Raw genomic sequence first — 17,050 nt, 5'->3', positions numbered from 1 at the left:
CCGAAGGTTTCGATCACCGGAGCTCCTTGAAATCGTCGGATCATCGAACGGCTCCCGGCGCGCGCGCCCTGCTCACCGGGTTCGGGCTCCTCGTCATCGCGGTGGCGGCGGCCGTCTCGTTCGGGGCGGAGTCGGTCTCGCTCGCGCGCGTGGTGTCGGAGCCCGAGTCGCTCGATCGCACCATCGTGCTCTCGGCGCGGCTGCCGCGCGTGCTGCTCGGGGTCGTCTCCGGCGGCGGGCTGGCGGCGGTGGGGGTGGCGTTTCAGACCTTGCTGCGCAACCCGCTGGCGGAGCCGTTCATCTTGGGCGTCTCGGGCGGCGCGGCGTTCGGCGCGACCTTGGCCATCCTGTTCGGCCTCACGGCGTTGAGCGTGCTGGGGGCTTCGCTCATCCCGCTGGCCGCCTTGGCGGGCGGGCTCACGGCGACCGCCATGGTGTACGCCGTCGCGCGAAGGAGCCAGGCGCCGTCGGCCACGAGCATCTTGCTCGCGGGGGTGGTGGTGAACGCGATCGCCTCGGCGGCCATCACCTTCTTGAAGACGCTGGTCAGCGCGGCCAAGGCGCAGGAGCTGCTCTTCTGGCTCATCGGCTTCCTGGACGTACCGTCGCCCACGGCGCTCGTCTCGCTCGCCGTCTATGTCGGCATCGGCGCTACCATCTTGCTCGTCGACGCAGGCCGCCTCAATCTCCTCGCCCTCGGCGACGATCCCGCGCGCCACCTCGGCGTGGACGTGCGCGCCCTCGAGCGCCGCACCTTCTTCGCGTGCTCCCTCGTGGTCGGCGGCATCGTCAGCATCACGGGGCTCATCGGCTTCATCGGCCTGATGGTCCCCCACGCGCTCCGCCGCCTCTTCGGCCCCGACGTGCGCGTCATCCTCCCCGCCTCCCTCTTGGCCGGCGGCGGCACCCTCGTCCTCTGCGACCTCGTGAGCCGCGTCCTCTTCCGCTTCCTACACACCGAACCGCCCGTAGGCGCGGTCACCGCGCTGATCGGTGGACCGCTTTTCCTGCTGCTGCTCGGGAAACGGCTGCAAACATGAGCAGGCCGCTCCCCGAGCGAACCGCGTTCGCCGTCAACCGTTGACGTTCTGCGCCAGCGCCTGTTGCTGCTGCTGGAGCATCTGCTGCAGCGCACGCGAACGCTGAATGGCGAAGTCTTTGACCTCGCGGTTCGGCGACGTGGCCAGCTTGTTGAGCAGCCCCGTGATCTTGGGCATGTCGCGCATCTGCACGAGCGCCTCGAAGTAGTTGTGCGCCAGGCGCACGTCGCGCTGCATCTTGGCCTCGTGCGGCGCGAGCACCTTGATGACCTCCTCCAGCTTGCCCGCCTGCCCGTAGAGGGCCGAGAGACACAGCAGCGCCAAGGTGTCGTCCGGCGCGCGCGTGACGGCCTTCTTGGCGAAGGCGATGGCCTTGTCGCGCGTGCTCTCTTCGCTCGCGTAGAAGCCCTGCAGGGCCACGTACGGCGCCGCGCTGCGGCTGTTGACGGGGGCGTTCGCCAGCTCTTCGACCTGCGCGATCGCCTTGTCCTCGCCGTCCTGGTCGCGGAGGAAATTCGTCAGGTACGCCCAGGCGTCGACCGAGTTTACGTCGATTTGAATCGCCCGCTCCACCGCCTCGCGCTCGGCCTTCGGATCTTTCTTCTCGTGCGACAGCTTCGCCAGGTGCAGCGACGGGAAGGGGCTGTCCTTCATCAGGTTCTGCGCGCCGCGCAACGTGGCCTCGGCCTTGTCGAGCTTCTGCTGCTGCATCTGCGCGACGCCCAGCGCCAGCCAGTCCTCACCCTCGCCGCCGAGCGCGACGATCTTGGCGAGCACCGTCTCCGCCTTGGCGTGGCGGCCGTACTCCATGAGCTTCTGCGCGTAGATGCGGCCCGGCGACGCGTCGTCCGGGTTGGGGTTTTCACGCCAGTGCTTCTCCAGGCCCGAGAGCAGATCCTCCACGCCAATGACGATGGGGCGCCCTTGATCGTCCTGAACCTGGACCGGCGGCCCATTCAGACCGAGCAGCTTCCACACTTCGTCTTGCGTGAGTGCGACGGGTCCGTCCACGATCTTCTTCTCGACCGCCTGGCCGTTGGGGCCGAGCGGGATGAGGACGAGGGCGTTGCTGGGGATTCCATTCGGGAATGCGGTGACGGGGGCGAGGATGGCTGCGCCACCTTTCAGCGCGATTCCCGCCGTCTGTTCCGCTTCGTTGCTGCTCTGGGTCATGGTCTCGACCTTTCTGAAGGGTGCGCAAGCTATCACAAGGCCCAGGCTTTGGTTACCGATCCCCGCCATTAAACGCGAAGGAACGCCCAAATCCAAACCGGCGCAGCCTGGTTAGGTGATGGCCCGCCCGCCCACCTGGTTTCGCGCGTCCGCCACACGCTCGTAGCGCAGCCGCAACAGCGGCCGAACGTGTAGGATAATCGGCCAAAAGCTGCATGTTGCACGCAATTCGACGGTGCTTGCGGTGTTGGGGCACCGCGGCATATTTTCGACGGCAGTCTACCTCATGGCAAAGGCCCCCTTCGACGTAGCCTCGGAGCTGCGGCTCGTCCCCGGTCTCGCAGAGGCGGACGTCGGTGCCGATGTTTTGGCGGAGCTCGCGGCCGAGGCCACCCACCGCGTGGCGCACGCCAATGTGACCCTCCTCGCCCAGGGCGCCGTCTCGCCGCATTTGATTGTCCTCGTGCGCGGGGCCGTCAAACTGGTGCACCAGCCGGCCGACGTCGAAAACGCGGACCCCATCGTCCTCACGGTGGCGCGCGCACCCTGCCGCGTCCCCGACACGTCCATCTTCGACGGGCGACCCGCCATGGCGAGCATCGTCACCTTGCGCTCCTCGCAGGTGCTCACCATCGCGAGCGACGCGCTCCTCGCGATCCTCCCGCGCGAGCCTTCTCTCTCTCGCTACCTCCTGACCCAGGCCGCCGACGACGCGCGCGCCTATGTGCAACGAATCGACGAATTGGTGACGGGATCGGCTGACGAGCGCATCATTCGCCTGCTCGACGGACTCGCCCGCGCACACGGTACGCCTCTCGGCCAAGGGCGCTTTATCGCCATTCCTTTGCGCCGTCGTGATATCGCACGCATGGTCAACGCAACGACGGAAACGGTCAGCCGCCTTCTTGCGCGGCTCGAGCGTGATGGCCGTGCACGCAGCACGCGTGACGGCATTTGGTGGCTCAGTCCGCGTGCGTCGGCCGAATCACTTGCGTCCACGGCGCATCCCCGCATTTTCCGCCACCTGCCAAAGACGATCTGAAAGGGAGTCCATGAGCATGCGCAAGCTCCGAACCATCGGCAGTTCGACGGCAGCCGTCCTTCTCGCAGTCCTTCTCTCGTCGTTCGTCGGCGAACCTTCGGCCCACGCCGACGACACCATCAAGCACCCGGGCGACCACCCCGACTACAAACTCGAGCTCGAACCCCACGGTTTGTTCGCGTGGGAAGATTTCTACGGGGGTACGGGTTTTGGCGCGGGAGGGCGGTTCACCATCCCCGTCGTTCACAATGGTTTCGTCCCGTCCATCAACAACAGCATCGGCATCTCGTTCGGGCTCGACCTGGTCCACTACAGCGGCTGCTACTACCGCGGGGCGTTCGGCGAAGTCGGGTGCGGGGCGAACTACCTGTTCTTTCCCGTGGCGATGCAATGGAATTTCTACGTCGCCGAGCGCTGGAGCGTGGCCGGGGAGCCGGGCCTTTTCATCTACCACGGCTTCTTCGACGACGATTATTGCGGACCGGGCATCTCGTGCGGCCGGCCCGACCGCACCGGCCTGCGCCCGATGTTCTCGGTTTTGGGCCGTTATCACTTCAATGAAAAAATTTCCCTCACCATGCGGGTCGGCTACCCGACCTTTTCCATCGGGGCCTCTTTCTTTCTGTGAGGAGGCTCCTCGTGACGGGGTCTCCGGTGCGGGAGCTTTCTCGGAGCTGATTTACGGCTCGGATGGCGTCAATCGGCTTCAGGTTTTAGACTGACCCCATGTCTGTTGCCCACAACCTCATTGCTGCGCTTGGTCTAGCCGTACTGATGGTGGTCCACGAAGGCGGCCACTACTTGGCGGCGCGGCGATATGGGATGCGCGTCATCCGATTCTCCATCGGGTTCGGGCCCACGATCTGGAAGCACCGCCCCAAGGGAAGCCCCACGGTTTTCCAGGTCGCCATCATCCCCTTCCTGGCCTACGTGCAGATCGCGGGCATGAACCCGTACGAGGAGCAGGACCCAAAGGACACGGGCAGCTACGCCAACGCGCCGCTCTGGGGCCGGATCGTGACCATCGCGGCCGGTCCCCTGGCCAACTACTTCTTCGCGTCGGTGCTCATGTTCATCGGCTTCCTCATCGCCGGCCGGACCGACGTCGACGATCAGAGCATGCACATCACCGTCATGCAGGAGAGCCCCGCTGCGGCCGCCGGTATGCGCGACAACGACAAAATCGTCGCCGTCAATGGCGAGGCCATCCACAATTGGGACGAGCTTCGTCAGGCGGTGGGCAAGCACGCCGGCGAGCCCATCGACGTCACCATCGAGCGCGACGGCCAAACCGAAATCAAGCACCCCACCGTCGCCGCCAAAGGCGAGAAGTCGAAGAGCGGCGACAGCATCGAGGGCAAAATCCTCATCGGCACCCCCGTCCGCGTCACCAAAATCGGGGTGGGCCAAGCCGCGCTCCTGAGCGTCACCGAGCCGCCCAAGGTCGTCTACGAGCTCGTGAAGGGGCTCGGCCTCTGGATCACGGGGAAGACCAAGGCCGAGCTCAGTGGCCCCGTCGGCATCGTCCGCACCGTCGGCGGCGCCGTCGAACGCGGCGCAGGCGACACGTTCAAGCTGCTCGGCATGTTGAGCGCCTACCTGGGCGGCTTCAACCTGCTACCCATCCCCGCCCTCGACGGCGGCCGTCTCCTGTTCCTGCTCTTCGAGGCCACCTCCCGCCGCAAACCCGACGCCAAAATCGAGGCGCGCATCCACGCGGTGGGGCTCTTGCTCATGCTCGGGTTGATCGCGTTCGTGACCTACTCCGAGATCATGCCGAAGCACTGATCGGGCGCCTTCGCCGCCTCTCCCAGACGAAATACGCGGTGGTCGCGGCGATCCCCATCAGGGTGAGCACGAACCCGAGGGTGAGGCCATGCGGCCAGTAATGAAGCCGGACGTGATGGCGCCCTGCCGGGAGCTCGAGGACGAGCTGCTTGTCGACCTCGAGCAAGGTCCCCGTGTCCGTGCGCCATCCTCGATCGTACGCTGAATTGACGAGGACCCGTCCTGCGTTCGCCGCCGTGACATCCATGGTGAACGTGTTTTGCGTACGGTTCACGGCTTCGACGACGACATCGCTCGTTGCGCCGCGCGCCTGCGGCAGATCGCCCTGCCAGAGCGGCGCTCCGGCGGAGAAACCCCATTCGTCCCAACAATCCAGCTCACCGCGGTTTTGTTGCGGCTGGTCGATGAACGTCGCGAGCCTGGGGCCGCCGTAATAGAGGTGGGCCGCCGGGACGACCTTGCCCGCGCTCGGATTGGTGAAGCGGGTCTCGATCCACGACAGGCTGACGCTGAGCATGTCCCCGACCCCGATGCACGCCAGCGCGACGAGCAGCGTCCCCGCTGCGGTGGCGTGCTCGATCGATTTGGTGCGACTGCGAATCATCTCGCGGAGCTCATCGAGCCCGATGGCGGCGAACATGGCGAGGAACAAGCTCGTCTCGCAGCGAAAGCGCGAAGGAACGCGCATCTCTTTGAACGGGAAGACATGCCCTTTGAGGATCGACCAGGGCGCGAGGTGCGCAAAATGGCCGAACATCAACGCCACGGCGAGGGCGAGGAGCGCATAGATCCAAGCATATCGGAGCCCGGCCAGCGCAATCCCGACGAGGGCGAGCACCAGGATGATGGGCCCTAGATAGGTATTGTACTCCGTCCAGACATACTCCTGCCCGGGCACTTCACGCTCATGATGGCGGGCGAGAAACATGCGGAGGAAGGTCTTCCCTCGAAGAACGTCTCCTTCGACTCCGAGCTCGCGCGCGTGCGCTCGGATCTGCGCCAAGACGGGTAAAATGCGGGCCGCGCCGAGGACGAAGCCCACCACGAGAACGACGGCCGCGGCGCGCGCGATGGGGAGGAGCCGCCTCGCCGGCCAAGCGCGCGTGAGCGTCTCCGCGCCGAGGAACAGCGCGAGATGCGGCAATGGGTAAACGGCACCCTCGTAGAACATCCACGCGACGAGCACCCCCAAGCCGACGGCCGCTCGCAGATCCGCTTCGGCCCGTCGCCAGAGCAAAATGGCGAGCGGAAAATACTCGAAGGCGACGAAGGCGAGATGGCCGCCCGAATAGTGGTGCTGATGAAAACCATTGAAGGCCCAAGCACACGAGCCGATGAAGGCCGCCATCCACGACGCGCGCAGCTCGTATCGACAGAGGAGCCACATCGACAAGAAGCCAAACGCGCCGTGGATCACGTACCAAAAATACATGGCCGCCGTCGTGCCCACGATCAAGGCCGGCCACGCGAGCGGCGCCGCGGCCACTTGCTGTGGATTGTCCCAAAGGGGAATGCCCCCGCACTCGTACGGATTCCACAGCGGCAGCTCGTGATACCGAAGCACGCTCACGCGCGCGGCGTCGATGGTCTTGTGAAACGTCATGCCGTCGCCCTGCTGCGTGCGGGGGTAGGCACCCAGCATGGTGTACCAGGCCAGGGTGCTCATCACGACGGCGAGGCTTCCGAGGATCGCGGCGCGGACGCGAAGGGATGCGATCGGCGGCTCGGGGGAACTCGGATTTGGCATCGTTGGAGGGGCTTGGGGGCGCTGCTACTTTGTAGCACGCGTGCGCGTTTGCAGGCTCGAAGGAGGGAGCCGCGTTCCTCGGCGAATGTGGTTCAGCTTGCGGCGATGATCGCGCGGGATGCGCGAATCGCGCGCGGGATGCGCGAATCGCGCGACATGCCGCACCCATACGTGCATACGGGTAGCAACTTACGACGGGCGTCGGCCGATAAGAGCGGTGCGCGCGGCATCTACGTTGCCGAGCGTAAGGGATGAAACGAGGTGGGCGCTCCTACGAAGGCTCGATTTACGGGCACTCGGACCGCGGCACATTGGCGCGCTTCTCGTCGCGCGCCGCTTCGGCGTCCCAGTGGACCATGCGCTCCATGTCGGCGAGCTGGTACCAGAGGCAAGGCCCGCGCGGACCATGGCGCTCCGCCGTTTCGCGCAGCTGGGCGATGCGGTCGCGGCCCTTGGGCTCCCACTGGGCGGCGAAGAAGCGCAGATCGCCCGCGCCGTCGCCGCCTTCGTCCGGCTCGGGCGCGCTGAAGGCGGGGGCCAACCCCATGTAGAACATGGCGCCCATCGCGCCCAGGCGCAGGGCGTAGGTGCCGACGCGATCCGAAACGGGCCAAAGCGCCGCGAGGAGCGCCGCGATCGCGAGGCACGCGACCACGAAGTACCAGAACGCCGGCGAGCGCCATCCCACGAGCTCCCCCGCGTGATGGGGTACGAACCCAAGCCGCGCGAGCGGCAACGCCACCTGCGGCAGCGGCCGGGTCACGCTCTCGGGGTACGTGTTGAACACGAGCGCCACGAACCCGAGCTGCACCACGCCAGCCAGCGCGAGCCCCCCGGCGACCCCCCGCGCAAGGGCACGCTGCCACGGCCGCCGCTGCGCGAGGTGCTCGAGCGCCACCAGCGCGCCATAGCCAAAGAAGGGCGGCGCGGCGCCGAAGAAGCGAGGCCCCAGCGTCCACCCCCCGCGCCAGTTCACCGCGCCGCTGATGGGCACGAAGAGCGCGAGCATGGCGAGGATCCAGAACAGGGACGCGAGCCGCCGTCGCCGCCTCTCGTCGCGCGTCCCTCGCCCGAGCACGAGCCCGAATGGAATGGCGAGGAGCCCGAGCCACATGAACGGGCTCATTCCGAAGAAGCCAAAGGCGTGACTGAACGAGAGCTGCCGAAACGTATCCCAGCTCGGCGCGCTCAAGCCAAAGAACCCCGACTGATGCCACGCCGCAAATTGCGCATTTTCGGCCATTTTGTGCCCGGGGGTAAAGGCATTGCCGTAACAGGCCCATTGATAAAACATGAGCGCCGCCGCGCAGATCGACCCCCCGAGCGCAAACGCCGCGAGCCGTGTCGGCCGGTAGAACACGATGAGCGCATACAGCGAGAGCACCACGGAGACGGGAAATGCCTGATACTCGGCCAAGGTCGCGAGCCCCGCGAACGACCCCGCGAAAAACGCCGCCCAAGGCCGTCTCCGGCGCGCATCGTGAACGAGGGCCCGCTCGCGCGTGGTGATCGCGAACGAGGTGAACGCCGCCATACCAAAGAAGCTATGGCTGACGAACATCAACGTATACGCAAGAAAGTTCGTCCCCACGCCCACGGCGGCCACCGTGATCAGCCGCAGCGCGACGTCGGAGCTCACGGCGCGCAGGAACCTTTCGTAGCCCACCAGAAAAAGAAAGATCGGTATCTGAAGTACGCAGAGCCGAAATAGGACCACGCTCGCCATGAACCAGGCGGCCTTCTCCTCCGGCGGTGAAAAACGCGTGGGCACGGGGTACCCCACGCGCGGCCCCACCTTGGTCCAGAGCCAATAAACCGGCACCGCCAGGTAGCTGACCGCCGGCGCCTTGATCGAATAAAGATGCGACTCGGCCGGATTTTTCGGATCCGGCGCCCGCGCCATGTCGTTCACGTACCCATGCCGCTCCAGAATCGAATCGATTCGGAACGTGTGCTGCTCCACCACCGCCATGGTCATGTACACGCGAACGTTCTCGTTCGGGTTGTTGAGCGTCGCCATGTACGGAAACACCGTGGTGAACACGACGAAGAGCAGCGAGAAGAACACCGCGACGATACCGGGCGCTCGGGCCATTTTCGCGAAGGTCACGTGGTTCCTCTCTGGGTTCTCCTATAGCTCAAGAGTGCGCTGACGTGGGCGAGCGTCGTTCATGCCGCGGGCTTCCGCTCGTGTTGGCCGGCGCGGCAGCGCGAGGGGCGCGATAAAAAGCGGGCGGATGCGCGAATTTGCGGCGGTTCACGGCGGAACCGGGTAGATCGCGCATCCGCGTCTCGCGCCCGACGCTTCGCGCGCGAGAAGGCCGAAGGATGATGTGAACGCAATGAAAACTCACCGTACAGCCTTGATGGTGGCTGCCGCTCTCGTAGGCACCGCGCCTGCGCTCGATGGGGGGTGTTCCTCCGAGAGCTCACCGGCAGCGTCCAAGGATTCAGTGCCCGATGGGTCGCTCATCATCCCTGCTCCTCCGCCTGCAAATGACTCGGGCATGAATGACTCGAGCGCGAAGGACGCAGCGCCGCCATGCGATACGACGCGCCCCTTCACGTCCCCGGTGCCCGTCGAGGGAATTCCGGATGGCAGCGAAGGGGCTAGGCTCACGCCCGACGAGCGAACGATCTATTTCGCCACCAGCGCCACGAATGCATCGGCGTCGGGGTCGGACGATATCGTCCAATTGAACCGATCCAATGCCAGGTTGACGTGGCTCAAGGCGGTAAACTCACCGGTACGAGACATGTACCCGTGGATCAATTCCGATGAGACCCAGCTTCTTTTCTCGTCGAATCGATCGAGCGGCGGTGGCTGGCAGATATTCGAATACCGACGGAGCCCAGGCGCGTCGGACTTTGGCGGCGGTAGGCCGATCACCGAATTTAGACTCGATGGAAACGTGGGCTATCCGTGGATCTGGAACGGCAAGGAGCTTTGGTTGGTCACCGACGCCGTAGGCGCGGGAGACATCTACCACAGCGCGCTCGTCAACGGCTCGTTCGCCACCGCGACAGCCGAATCCAACTTGAACTCCGCAGCAATCGAGTCGGCTCCAATCCTCAGCTCCGACGGACTGACGATCTTCTTTGGCTCGGGTCGTGATGGTGGGTTCCAAAAGGACGACATCTGGACCGCCACCCGACCCACCGTGAACGATGCCTTCGTCTCCTCGAGCATCCGCAATGTGGTCGAGCTCAATCAGAACTCGTCGGGAAACGAGCGGCCCAGTTGGATCTCGCCCGACGGTTGCCGGATCTACTTTGGCTCCGATCGTTCGGGGCCGTGGAAGATTTACGTCGCGGAGCGTCCGCGCTGAGGCTCGGCCGCCTGTCGTGGCGGCGCGATCGTTCCCCCGGGGTCACTGTTTCGGCGGCATGAAGGTGAGCTCGACCTCGCCTTCTGCCCAAACGGTGCTCCCTTCCCGGATTCGATACCTGGTTCGGTAGTTTCCAGGGGGGACTCTCCACGTCAGAAACTTTCGAATGAGTTGTTGTGGTTTGTGCGGTGCCATGAGCACGGGGGCGAGCCCGATGCGAAACGTGGCATGTGCCGGGGCACCGGGGGCGTCCATGCTGACGTCCAGATCGAGCCACCGCGGTCCTCGTTCGAACATGAACTCGTCCATTTTCGAGTGGAGCCTTATTTCGAACCCCCCCGTCGTCCCCGAAGGTGCCCACCTGCTGGTGCCGGATGCCACGTCGACGGTAACCCGGTCCGCTTGGAGGGGCACGGTCTTGGGAGGCGGCGGGAGCTCGAAAATGTCGTAGGCGCCGACCGTGCGCCAAGGCTTGGCACCCACGCTCGAGATCAGCGACATGTAGCGAGCGCGCTGCTCGAGATTCAGCGAGTTATTGCGCAGCGTCACGTATCGCAGGCCTGCCGCGTGCAATTCCGAGATGGTTTGAAGGCCGTCATCGCCCTTGAACTGTGCGTCCTCCGTCATAGAAAAATAGTAGAGGCTGTACGATGACACGGCGTCGACGGTTGGTCGGCCATGAATCATGTGGTGGTACATCCGCTGGCGCATCTCTTGATCCCAAGAGAGCGGAAGCTCGACCACGGCCCCCGGTTGTGGAGCGGCCGCCAGGGCGCGATAGACCGCGGTCGTGTCCTCGGAGCTGTCGAACGGGCGCAGCCCAATGGGGGTGGCGCGCAGCTCGAATAGAAGCACGAGCGAGGCCGCAATGGAGAGCGCGACGTGCAACCACCTCGACTTCGCGCGTGCCAGGACGAGGGCTACCCCGCAGCCCGAGAGCAACGCGAGGCCCATCGCCGTGACGAAATAAAAACGCCCTGGGGTGCGGACCGAGCCATAGCCAGGCAGCAGCGTCAAATAGTCCCAAATGCCCTTTGCGAGAACGCGATCCTTGAAGCGAATCTGCGGCCCGAGGCAGAGGATGCCAAAGACGACCGCCAGAGAGAAATAGATATAGCGGAACCATGTCATTGGCTTCCGTCGCGCGGAACGACCGAACCAGACCAGGCCTATCGCGGCAAACGCGAGCACCGAAAAACCGATGAACATCGGACCTTCGTTGAACGCGTAGATGGCATTTTTCGAGTAGAGGGCGCTCGACGAAGGCGCCGCATAAAAGCTCTCCAAACGTCCCGAGTACTGCAGCACCTCCCATGTTTGCTTGGCACCTAGCCACAGGTTTGCCGCGCGTAGGTACGGAGAATACACAGGAACGAGCATCGCGACGGCGAGCGCCCCCGCTAACGCGATTCGCGATGCACAAAGTAGTCGCGTCTCTTTGGGCGCGGTGCCGATCACGAAAAGGCCGACGAACGGCAAGACCAGGACACAATAGATACCAAGGTTGTTGCTCGCCGCGCACGCTGCAAAGACAAAGACGCAGAGCAAGGCCGCGTTCTTCCACGTAGCTTCGCGCTGCATGCGATGGAGATAGGTCAGAGCATAAGGGAGCCACTGCATCTGAAGGAGGTGGCCGTGATCCAGGTGATGCAAACGAAAGAAACAGAACGCGAACGCAAGGCCGGCAAAGACACCGCCCCCACGCGATCCCGTGAGCTCGCGCGTGAGGAGATACGTTCCGTGCGCCACGAGGGGAAACGACGCCAAGGTCGCGAAATTGACGAGGAAGAGATAGTTGTTGGTAAAAGGGCGCAGTGGGAGCGTCAAAGCTCCGAGGCCGAACGAGGGATCACTGCTCGTTCCAGCCAAGGGATGTGGAAAGAAGAAGTCGAAGTCGAAGAGACCGCCCGGCCGTCGCCCCAGAACCCAGTCTTGGAAGTTCTTTACGAACCGGGCGTTGATCAGACCATCATCGATCCCGACCGCCGGCAGATGCGTCGCCGCAAATTTCGGGTAGGGCCACGTCATGACGATGGTGATCCCCACGAAGAGACAGAATATGGCCACTTCGTCCCGCCAGCGGCTATTCCACGCCGATCGCAGGGCGCGCTTTGCTGCGGACGCCAACGATCCGCGGGAAACGTCGTTCACCATGTCGCGCGAGGGTAGTCCGCCCTGGCTGCAGCGTTCAAGCGGTGCGCAGGTGTGCGATCGGCGGTTCGCAAGAGACCGCCGCCGGCATGCTATGTTCCCGCGGCGTGTCGCCCGAGTCCGATCCCGTGCAGCCCGTAGAACCCCCGCAGCCGCCCGCGCCCGCACCCGACCCCGGCTTTGTCGAGTCACTTCGACAGGACTACGGCGCCATCCGCGACCGCTGGCTGCCCATTCGCGATCGCAGCCGGCGCTTTCTGGCGCGCTTCGACCCCAACGACGATCCGCTCGCAGAGCCGCTCACCCTGCTGCCGCTGGTGGTCCTCTTCGTCGCGCTTGCCTTCAGCGTATGGACCTACTGGCGCTGGAAGTTCCAGCCGATGCAGGACCTCGGACACCACATCGGCCTGAGCGCGGTCGTCGCCGATTACGGTCGCGCGGGCTCGATCTATCCTCCGCTCTACGATCCCCCGAACCCGCTCAACGCCAATGCGCTCCTCTATTTCGTGGCGGGTTACGCAGGAAAGATCATCGGCGTTACGCCGGCCGTGCGCCTGGGAATGACGTTTTACTTGGTCGGCGTGCCGCTCGCGAACCTGTATGCGCTGCGCGCCTTCGGGCGCTCGGCCTGGGGCGCGGTGCTGAGCGTGCCGCTCGTTTACAATATGAATTACGTGGGGGGCTTTGCGAACTTGCTCTTCGCCGCGCCCTTCATGGTGCTGGCCATCCCCGTCTTTCATCAGATGCTGGAGGCGCCGACTCGCTGGCGGGTCCGGATCGCGGCCATTCTCCTGATTTGCACCTTTCTCGCGCACGCCCACGCCTTTCTCTGGACGGGCGCCCTCACGTTCGTCCTGACGCTCTACCACTTCGTTCGCGCGCTCGCGCGCAGCAGCGCAGCGGTGTCCCTCGCATCCGACGGAACGCGCACGGGCGGCGAAGCTCGCGCGCGACTGATCGGCGCGGCCAAGGTCGCGATGTTCGCGTTCGCAGCGGCCCTTCCGTCGCTGCTGCTCTTCTTCAATTGGTATACGTTTGCGTTCGGCTCGGGGAAGATTCAGGGCGCGGGGACCACGGGGACCGTCGGCATCGAGCAGAACTTCGCCGCGGAGTTCAAAACGCCGAGCGGGCTCTTTCACGACCTCTTCGCCTATGCGCTGAACATCTACACCGACGATTCCGACATGATTGCCCTCTACGGGCTCGGTGGCCTCGCGCTGGGCGCCATTGCGTTCTCGCGCCTTCATCACTGGCGCAAGCCCCCGGTGCTGGAGGCGGCCTTCGCGATCACCGTCATTTCGTATTTCTTCCTCCCGGAGGCCATCGCCAGCAACCCCGTCGTGGGCTCGCGCCAGATCGGCGTGTCCCTCTGGCTCTTCTTCTCCGCCATCGTCACCCCGGTCCCCGCGCGCGTCTCGCGGTTCGCGCGCTTCGCGGTGGTGGCCGGCATCGTCCTCTGGACGGGCGACTTTTTGCGGACTTGGTACAAGCACCTGGTGGTGTTCGAGCAGACGGAGGCGAATGGCATCGAGTTCGTCCTCGAGCAAACGCCTTATCGGCAGAACCTGCACATGGTGAAGGTCTCGCCCGACACCAGCGCCATCTTCGCGTGGAAGCCCAACTGGCACGTCGACAAGTACTACATGTCCGATCGCTTCGGGCAGGTGCCGGACAACCCCGCCATCGTGTCCACCAGCTCCATCCGCTACCGCGCCGGTATCGACTTTCACCGCATCACCGGCCACTCCGCCGATTGGTCCAAGTGGCCCGAGGTCTGGAACAACTTCGAGCTGGTCCTCGTCCACGGCTGGAACCCCACCCGCGACCAGCTCGCCGCCGCCACCCAACACGGCGTGCGCATCCGCAAAATGGGGGACTGGGAGCTATGGCGAAAAAAGGGCGACTGGCAGACCCAGGGGGATGGGCCGGCGCCCAGGGTTCCTTAGCGGGCCCACCGCCGCACGGTGTTGGTCATCGGGTTATCGGACCGTGAGGCCCTTCGCCGGAGGAGGCTGCCGAGCGATCGGTGATCTCCCGACATCTGGAAAAAGACCACGTACTCTCGTTTGAAGGCGAATAGGATGCGCCCAGCTAGGAGTGCGGAATAGAGAAGTTCCCGCATTGAGCTCGATGAAAATCTTACCGCTTTACTTATCTCGCCCGAGACGGGCCGTGTCGATCCCAGCGTTGGCTGCGCTCGCGGGCGCCTCTGCGACGATCTCGCTCGCGTCGTGCGGAAGCGATGCGCCGCCCAGCGCTCCGGGAGGGGACGCGGGCTCGGACGGCTACGTCATCCCCTTGCCGTCGGCACCGCAGATCTTGGGGGTTCGGGTCGAAGGTGGCCAAATTCGGCAAGGCTCCGGGGCCGCGCCATCGAGCACGCCGGCGGTCGTGTACCTGAGTGGCGCCAAGCTGGACGAAATCTCCTCCGTTACGGTCGGCGACGCCCTGCGTGGAACCATCGTCCGCAACACTTCGGCGGAGATCGTCTTCGCCATCAATGTACCTCACGGCGCTCCGCTTGGAGTGCACGGCGTCAAAATCGTTGGACCGGGGGGAACGGCGTCGGTCGCAAACGCCGTGACCATTACTCCGATCACGGTTGCACCGACGGGGACGGATGGCGGCCCCGATGCGAAAGCTTACGATGGAACGAACGACCACCCGTTCCGATCGCTCAAGAGGGCCTTCTCTCTGGCGCAGGCGGGAGACACCGTTCTTCTAAAGGATGGCGTCCACGAGGTGGCCAATGACGATGCCGTTCCGAGGGGGGGCGAGCCGAACGTGCCTGCTGGCATCACGATCAAAGGACAGAGCGCGGCTGCGAAGCTGGTCGGCCCGCGCAAGGTGGGCTGCGCTCAGCCCACGGCCCGCTACGCGTTCGTCCTCGCAGGCGACACGCAGCTGCAGGGGCTCGATGTCTCGGAGTTCTGCACCGCCATCCTCGCGAAGGCCGGGACCGTGAGCGTTCGCGACGTCCGATTGCACGATATGGGGGAGCACGGTATTCAAGCCATGGGGACGGCAAAAATCACTCTGGAGAACGTCGACGCGAAGAACAATGCGGAGGCCGGGTTGATGGTCCTCGACACTGCAAGGGTCACCGTCGTCAACGGTCACTTCATCGGAAATGGAAGCTGGGGGATTCATATGGTCGGCGTGGGGCCGCTCACGGTTACGGGGACGGAGATCGGCGAGAACGGATCGCCGGGTGATCCGGAGAGCTCCGGCATTTGGACCCATAACGACAGCGCACCGGTGTCCGTGAGCATCACGAATGGGAACTTTCATGACAATCCCAGGAATGCCTTGATCTTCCAGAACGACAAAGGCGGGAGCGCCAGCGTTACCGACAGTTTCTTCAAAGGTCATCGTTTCGTGGGGCTCGCGATCGGCGGCGGCTCCAGTGCGGACGTCATTCGCGTGCGCGGGTCGACCTTCGTTGCCAGTCCTATTTATCTCAATGGTGCGCCGGTGGACTTCGGAACGCCGGCGAGCCCCGGTGGCAACACCTTCGAGGACATGTCCATCGACGACGATCGCGGCCCGGAATTACGGCTCCCCGTCACCGTCAGCGGAAATGTCTGGAGGCGCACCGGCTCGTCGCAGCAGCCGCCGGCCGGTTGCTGGGCGGAGAGCAAGCTACCGTTCTGGCACCTTTCCAACCCCGGCTCGTGCAGCTCGCCCGCCACGGACAACGTGATCATCAACTGACGCGGACGCCGTTCACCGCGCGGTCGCGCGGGCGTGCGACGCCGCGTTCTTCCTCTCGGCCGACGTGTACCATCGGAAGGTGTCGAGGACGGCCTCCAAGCCGCTGAAGCGCGGACGCCAATCGAGCTCGTTACGAGCGCGCGTGGTGTCCATGTAATAATCGAGATCGGCGATTTCGTATTGGTCGCCGCGCAGAGGCGATATGCGAGCCTTCTCGAGGACCTGCAGCGCGAGCTTGAGGGGCTGCCCCGGGATGCCGATGATGCGCGAGCGCGAGCCGGCGTGTTCGATCACGTGCGAGATCCATTCGCGCATGGTGGGGACGTTGGCCGAGCTCGTGTTGTACACCGCGTGACCCCTCGCCAGGCCCGCTTTGAAGACGAGGCTCGCGACGTCGAACGAGGACGTGAGCTCGTAGCGGTTGTCGCCGCGGCCGATGAGGACGACGGGCTTGTTCCCGAGGATCCAATCGAACACGCGCGCGATGACGCCGATGCGTCCGGGGCCCACGATGAGCCCAGGGCGGACGATCGCGGTGTCGAGCTTTCGCCCGTGCGCCTGCTCGACGTACTTCTCGGCTTCGAGCTTCGAATGGCCGTAGGGACCGATGGGGATCTTCGGATGATCCTCACGAAGCGGAAGGCTCTGGGGCAGGCCGTAGACCATGTTGGTCGACACGAAGACGAAGCGCTCGAGGTCGTGCTCCTCGGCGGCGGCCAGGAGGCGGCGGGTACCATCCACGTTCACCCCGAAGAAGGGGAGGCGATACGTCGTTTTGGCGAGCGGTGAGTGGTATTGGCACGCGGCGAGGTGAAGAACCGTTTTGGCGCCCGCGAACGCGGCGTGTAGCTCGCCCGAGCGAATATCGAGTGAGAACGATCGAACGCGATCCGATCCTTCCGGATATGGATGAAGATCGACTACGCGCACGTCGGGGCAGCCGGCTTCCAGCAACTGTTTCACCAGCTCGGTGCCGAGGAATCCGGCGCCGCCGGTCACGACCACCGGGTGATTGTAGGTTCTCGAACCAAGCATGTTCGCACTATGGAAGACTCACCCCGAGAAA

The 17,050-nt window shown here is 64.7% G+C and carries 12 protein-coding genes; 7 read left to right on the top strand and 5 right to left on the bottom strand.

All coding sequences use genetic code 11. The annotated features are described in order from the left end of the window. Positions 1 to 26 precede the first annotated feature (26 nt). Positions 27 to 1,040 carry an iron ABC transporter permease gene (locus tag LZC94_42330; protein ID WXB14451.1) on the top strand — a complete coding sequence of 338 codons (1,014 nt, stop codon included), beginning with the start codon at positions 27 to 29 and terminating at the stop codon, positions 1,038 to 1,040. Between the two features lie 33 nt (positions 1,041 to 1,073). Here the strand turns inward: LZC94_42330 and LZC94_42325 are convergent, their stop codons facing one another. Next, positions 1,074 to 2,213: a hypothetical protein gene (locus tag LZC94_42325; GenBank protein WXB14450.1), complete on the bottom strand. Its 1,140-nt coding sequence runs from the start codon at positions 2,211 to 2,213 to the stop codon at positions 1,074 to 1,076. 286 nt (positions 2,214 to 2,499) lie between these two features. Between LZC94_42325 and LZC94_42320 the strand changes: the two genes are divergently transcribed. The 3 genes from LZC94_42320 (at position 2,500) to LZC94_42310 (ending at position 5,043) form a co-directional block, all read left to right on the top strand. Beyond that, positions 2,500 to 3,255: a helix-turn-helix domain-containing protein gene (locus tag LZC94_42320; protein ID WXB14449.1), complete on the top strand. Its 756-nt coding sequence runs from the start codon at positions 2,500 to 2,502 to the stop codon at positions 3,253 to 3,255. Between the two features lie 16 nt (positions 3,256 to 3,271). Then, positions 3,272 to 3,883 (top strand): hypothetical protein, encoded by a 612-nt coding sequence (locus LZC94_42315; GenBank protein WXB14448.1) that lies wholly within the window; start codon positions 3,272 to 3,274, stop codon positions 3,881 to 3,883. 98 nt (positions 3,884 to 3,981) lie between these two features. Next, positions 3,982 to 5,043, top strand: coding sequence for a M50 family metallopeptidase (locus LZC94_42310; protein WXB14447.1), 1,062 nt, complete (start codon positions 3,982 to 3,984; stop codon positions 5,041 to 5,043). Here the strand turns inward: LZC94_42310 and LZC94_42305 are convergent. Both LZC94_42305 and LZC94_42300 read right to left on the bottom strand, forming a co-directional pair. Beyond that, positions 5,027 to 6,790 carry a YfhO family protein gene (locus LZC94_42305; protein WXB14446.1) on the bottom strand — a complete coding sequence of 588 codons (1,764 nt, stop codon included), beginning with the start codon at positions 6,788 to 6,790 and terminating at the stop codon, positions 5,027 to 5,029. The two genes, LZC94_42310 and LZC94_42305, sit on opposite strands and share 17 nt — an antisense overlap. 286 nt (positions 6,791 to 7,076) lie before the next feature. Continuing rightward, the gene (locus LZC94_42300; GenBank protein ID WXB14445.1) at positions 7,077 to 8,900 is read right to left on the bottom strand and encodes a hypothetical protein; all 1,824 of its coding nucleotides are present in this window, start codon (positions 8,898 to 8,900) and stop codon (positions 7,077 to 7,079) included. 397 nt (positions 8,901 to 9,297) lie between these two features. Between LZC94_42300 and LZC94_42295 the strand changes: the two genes are divergently transcribed. Continuing rightward, positions 9,298 to 10,119, top strand: a complete 822-nt coding sequence (locus LZC94_42295) for a hypothetical protein (GenBank protein WXB14444.1) — start codon at positions 9,298 to 9,300, stop codon at positions 10,117 to 10,119. Between the two features lie 42 nt (positions 10,120 to 10,161). Here the strand turns inward: LZC94_42295 and LZC94_42290 are convergent, their stop codons facing one another. Continuing rightward, positions 10,162 to 12,273, bottom strand: a complete 2,112-nt coding sequence (locus tag LZC94_42290) for a hypothetical protein (GenBank protein WXB14443.1) — start codon at positions 12,271 to 12,273, stop codon at positions 10,162 to 10,164. An 86-nt stretch (positions 12,274 to 12,359) separates the two neighbouring features. Between LZC94_42290 and LZC94_42285 the strand changes: the two genes are divergently transcribed. After that, positions 12,360 to 14,216 (top strand): hypothetical protein, encoded by a 1,857-nt coding sequence (locus tag LZC94_42285; protein ID WXB14442.1) that lies wholly within the window; start codon positions 12,360 to 12,362, stop codon positions 14,214 to 14,216. A 226-nt stretch (positions 14,217 to 14,442) separates the two neighbouring features. Next, positions 14,443 to 15,984 carry a right-handed parallel beta-helix repeat-containing protein gene (locus tag LZC94_42280; protein WXB14441.1) on the top strand — a complete coding sequence of 514 codons (1,542 nt, stop codon included), beginning with the start codon at positions 14,443 to 14,445 and terminating at the stop codon, positions 15,982 to 15,984. 12 nt (positions 15,985 to 15,996) lie between these two features. On the opposite strand, the gene LZC94_42275 is transcribed toward LZC94_42280, so the two are convergent. Continuing rightward, positions 15,997 to 17,019 (bottom strand): NAD(P)-dependent oxidoreductase, encoded by a 1,023-nt coding sequence (locus tag LZC94_42275; GenBank protein ID WXB14440.1) that lies wholly within the window; start codon positions 17,017 to 17,019, stop codon positions 15,997 to 15,999. Positions 17,020 to 17,050: the final 31 nt, after the last annotated feature.

The sequence above is a fragment of the Sorangiineae bacterium MSr11954 genome, from assembly GCA_037157815.1.
In the GTDB taxonomy this organism is placed as follows: domain Bacteria; phylum Myxococcota_A; class Polyangia; order Polyangiales; family Polyangiaceae; genus Pendulispora; species Pendulispora albinea.
The sequence above is the reverse complement of the archived record's forward strand: the minus strand, read 5'-3'. Positions and strand labels throughout refer to the sequence as shown.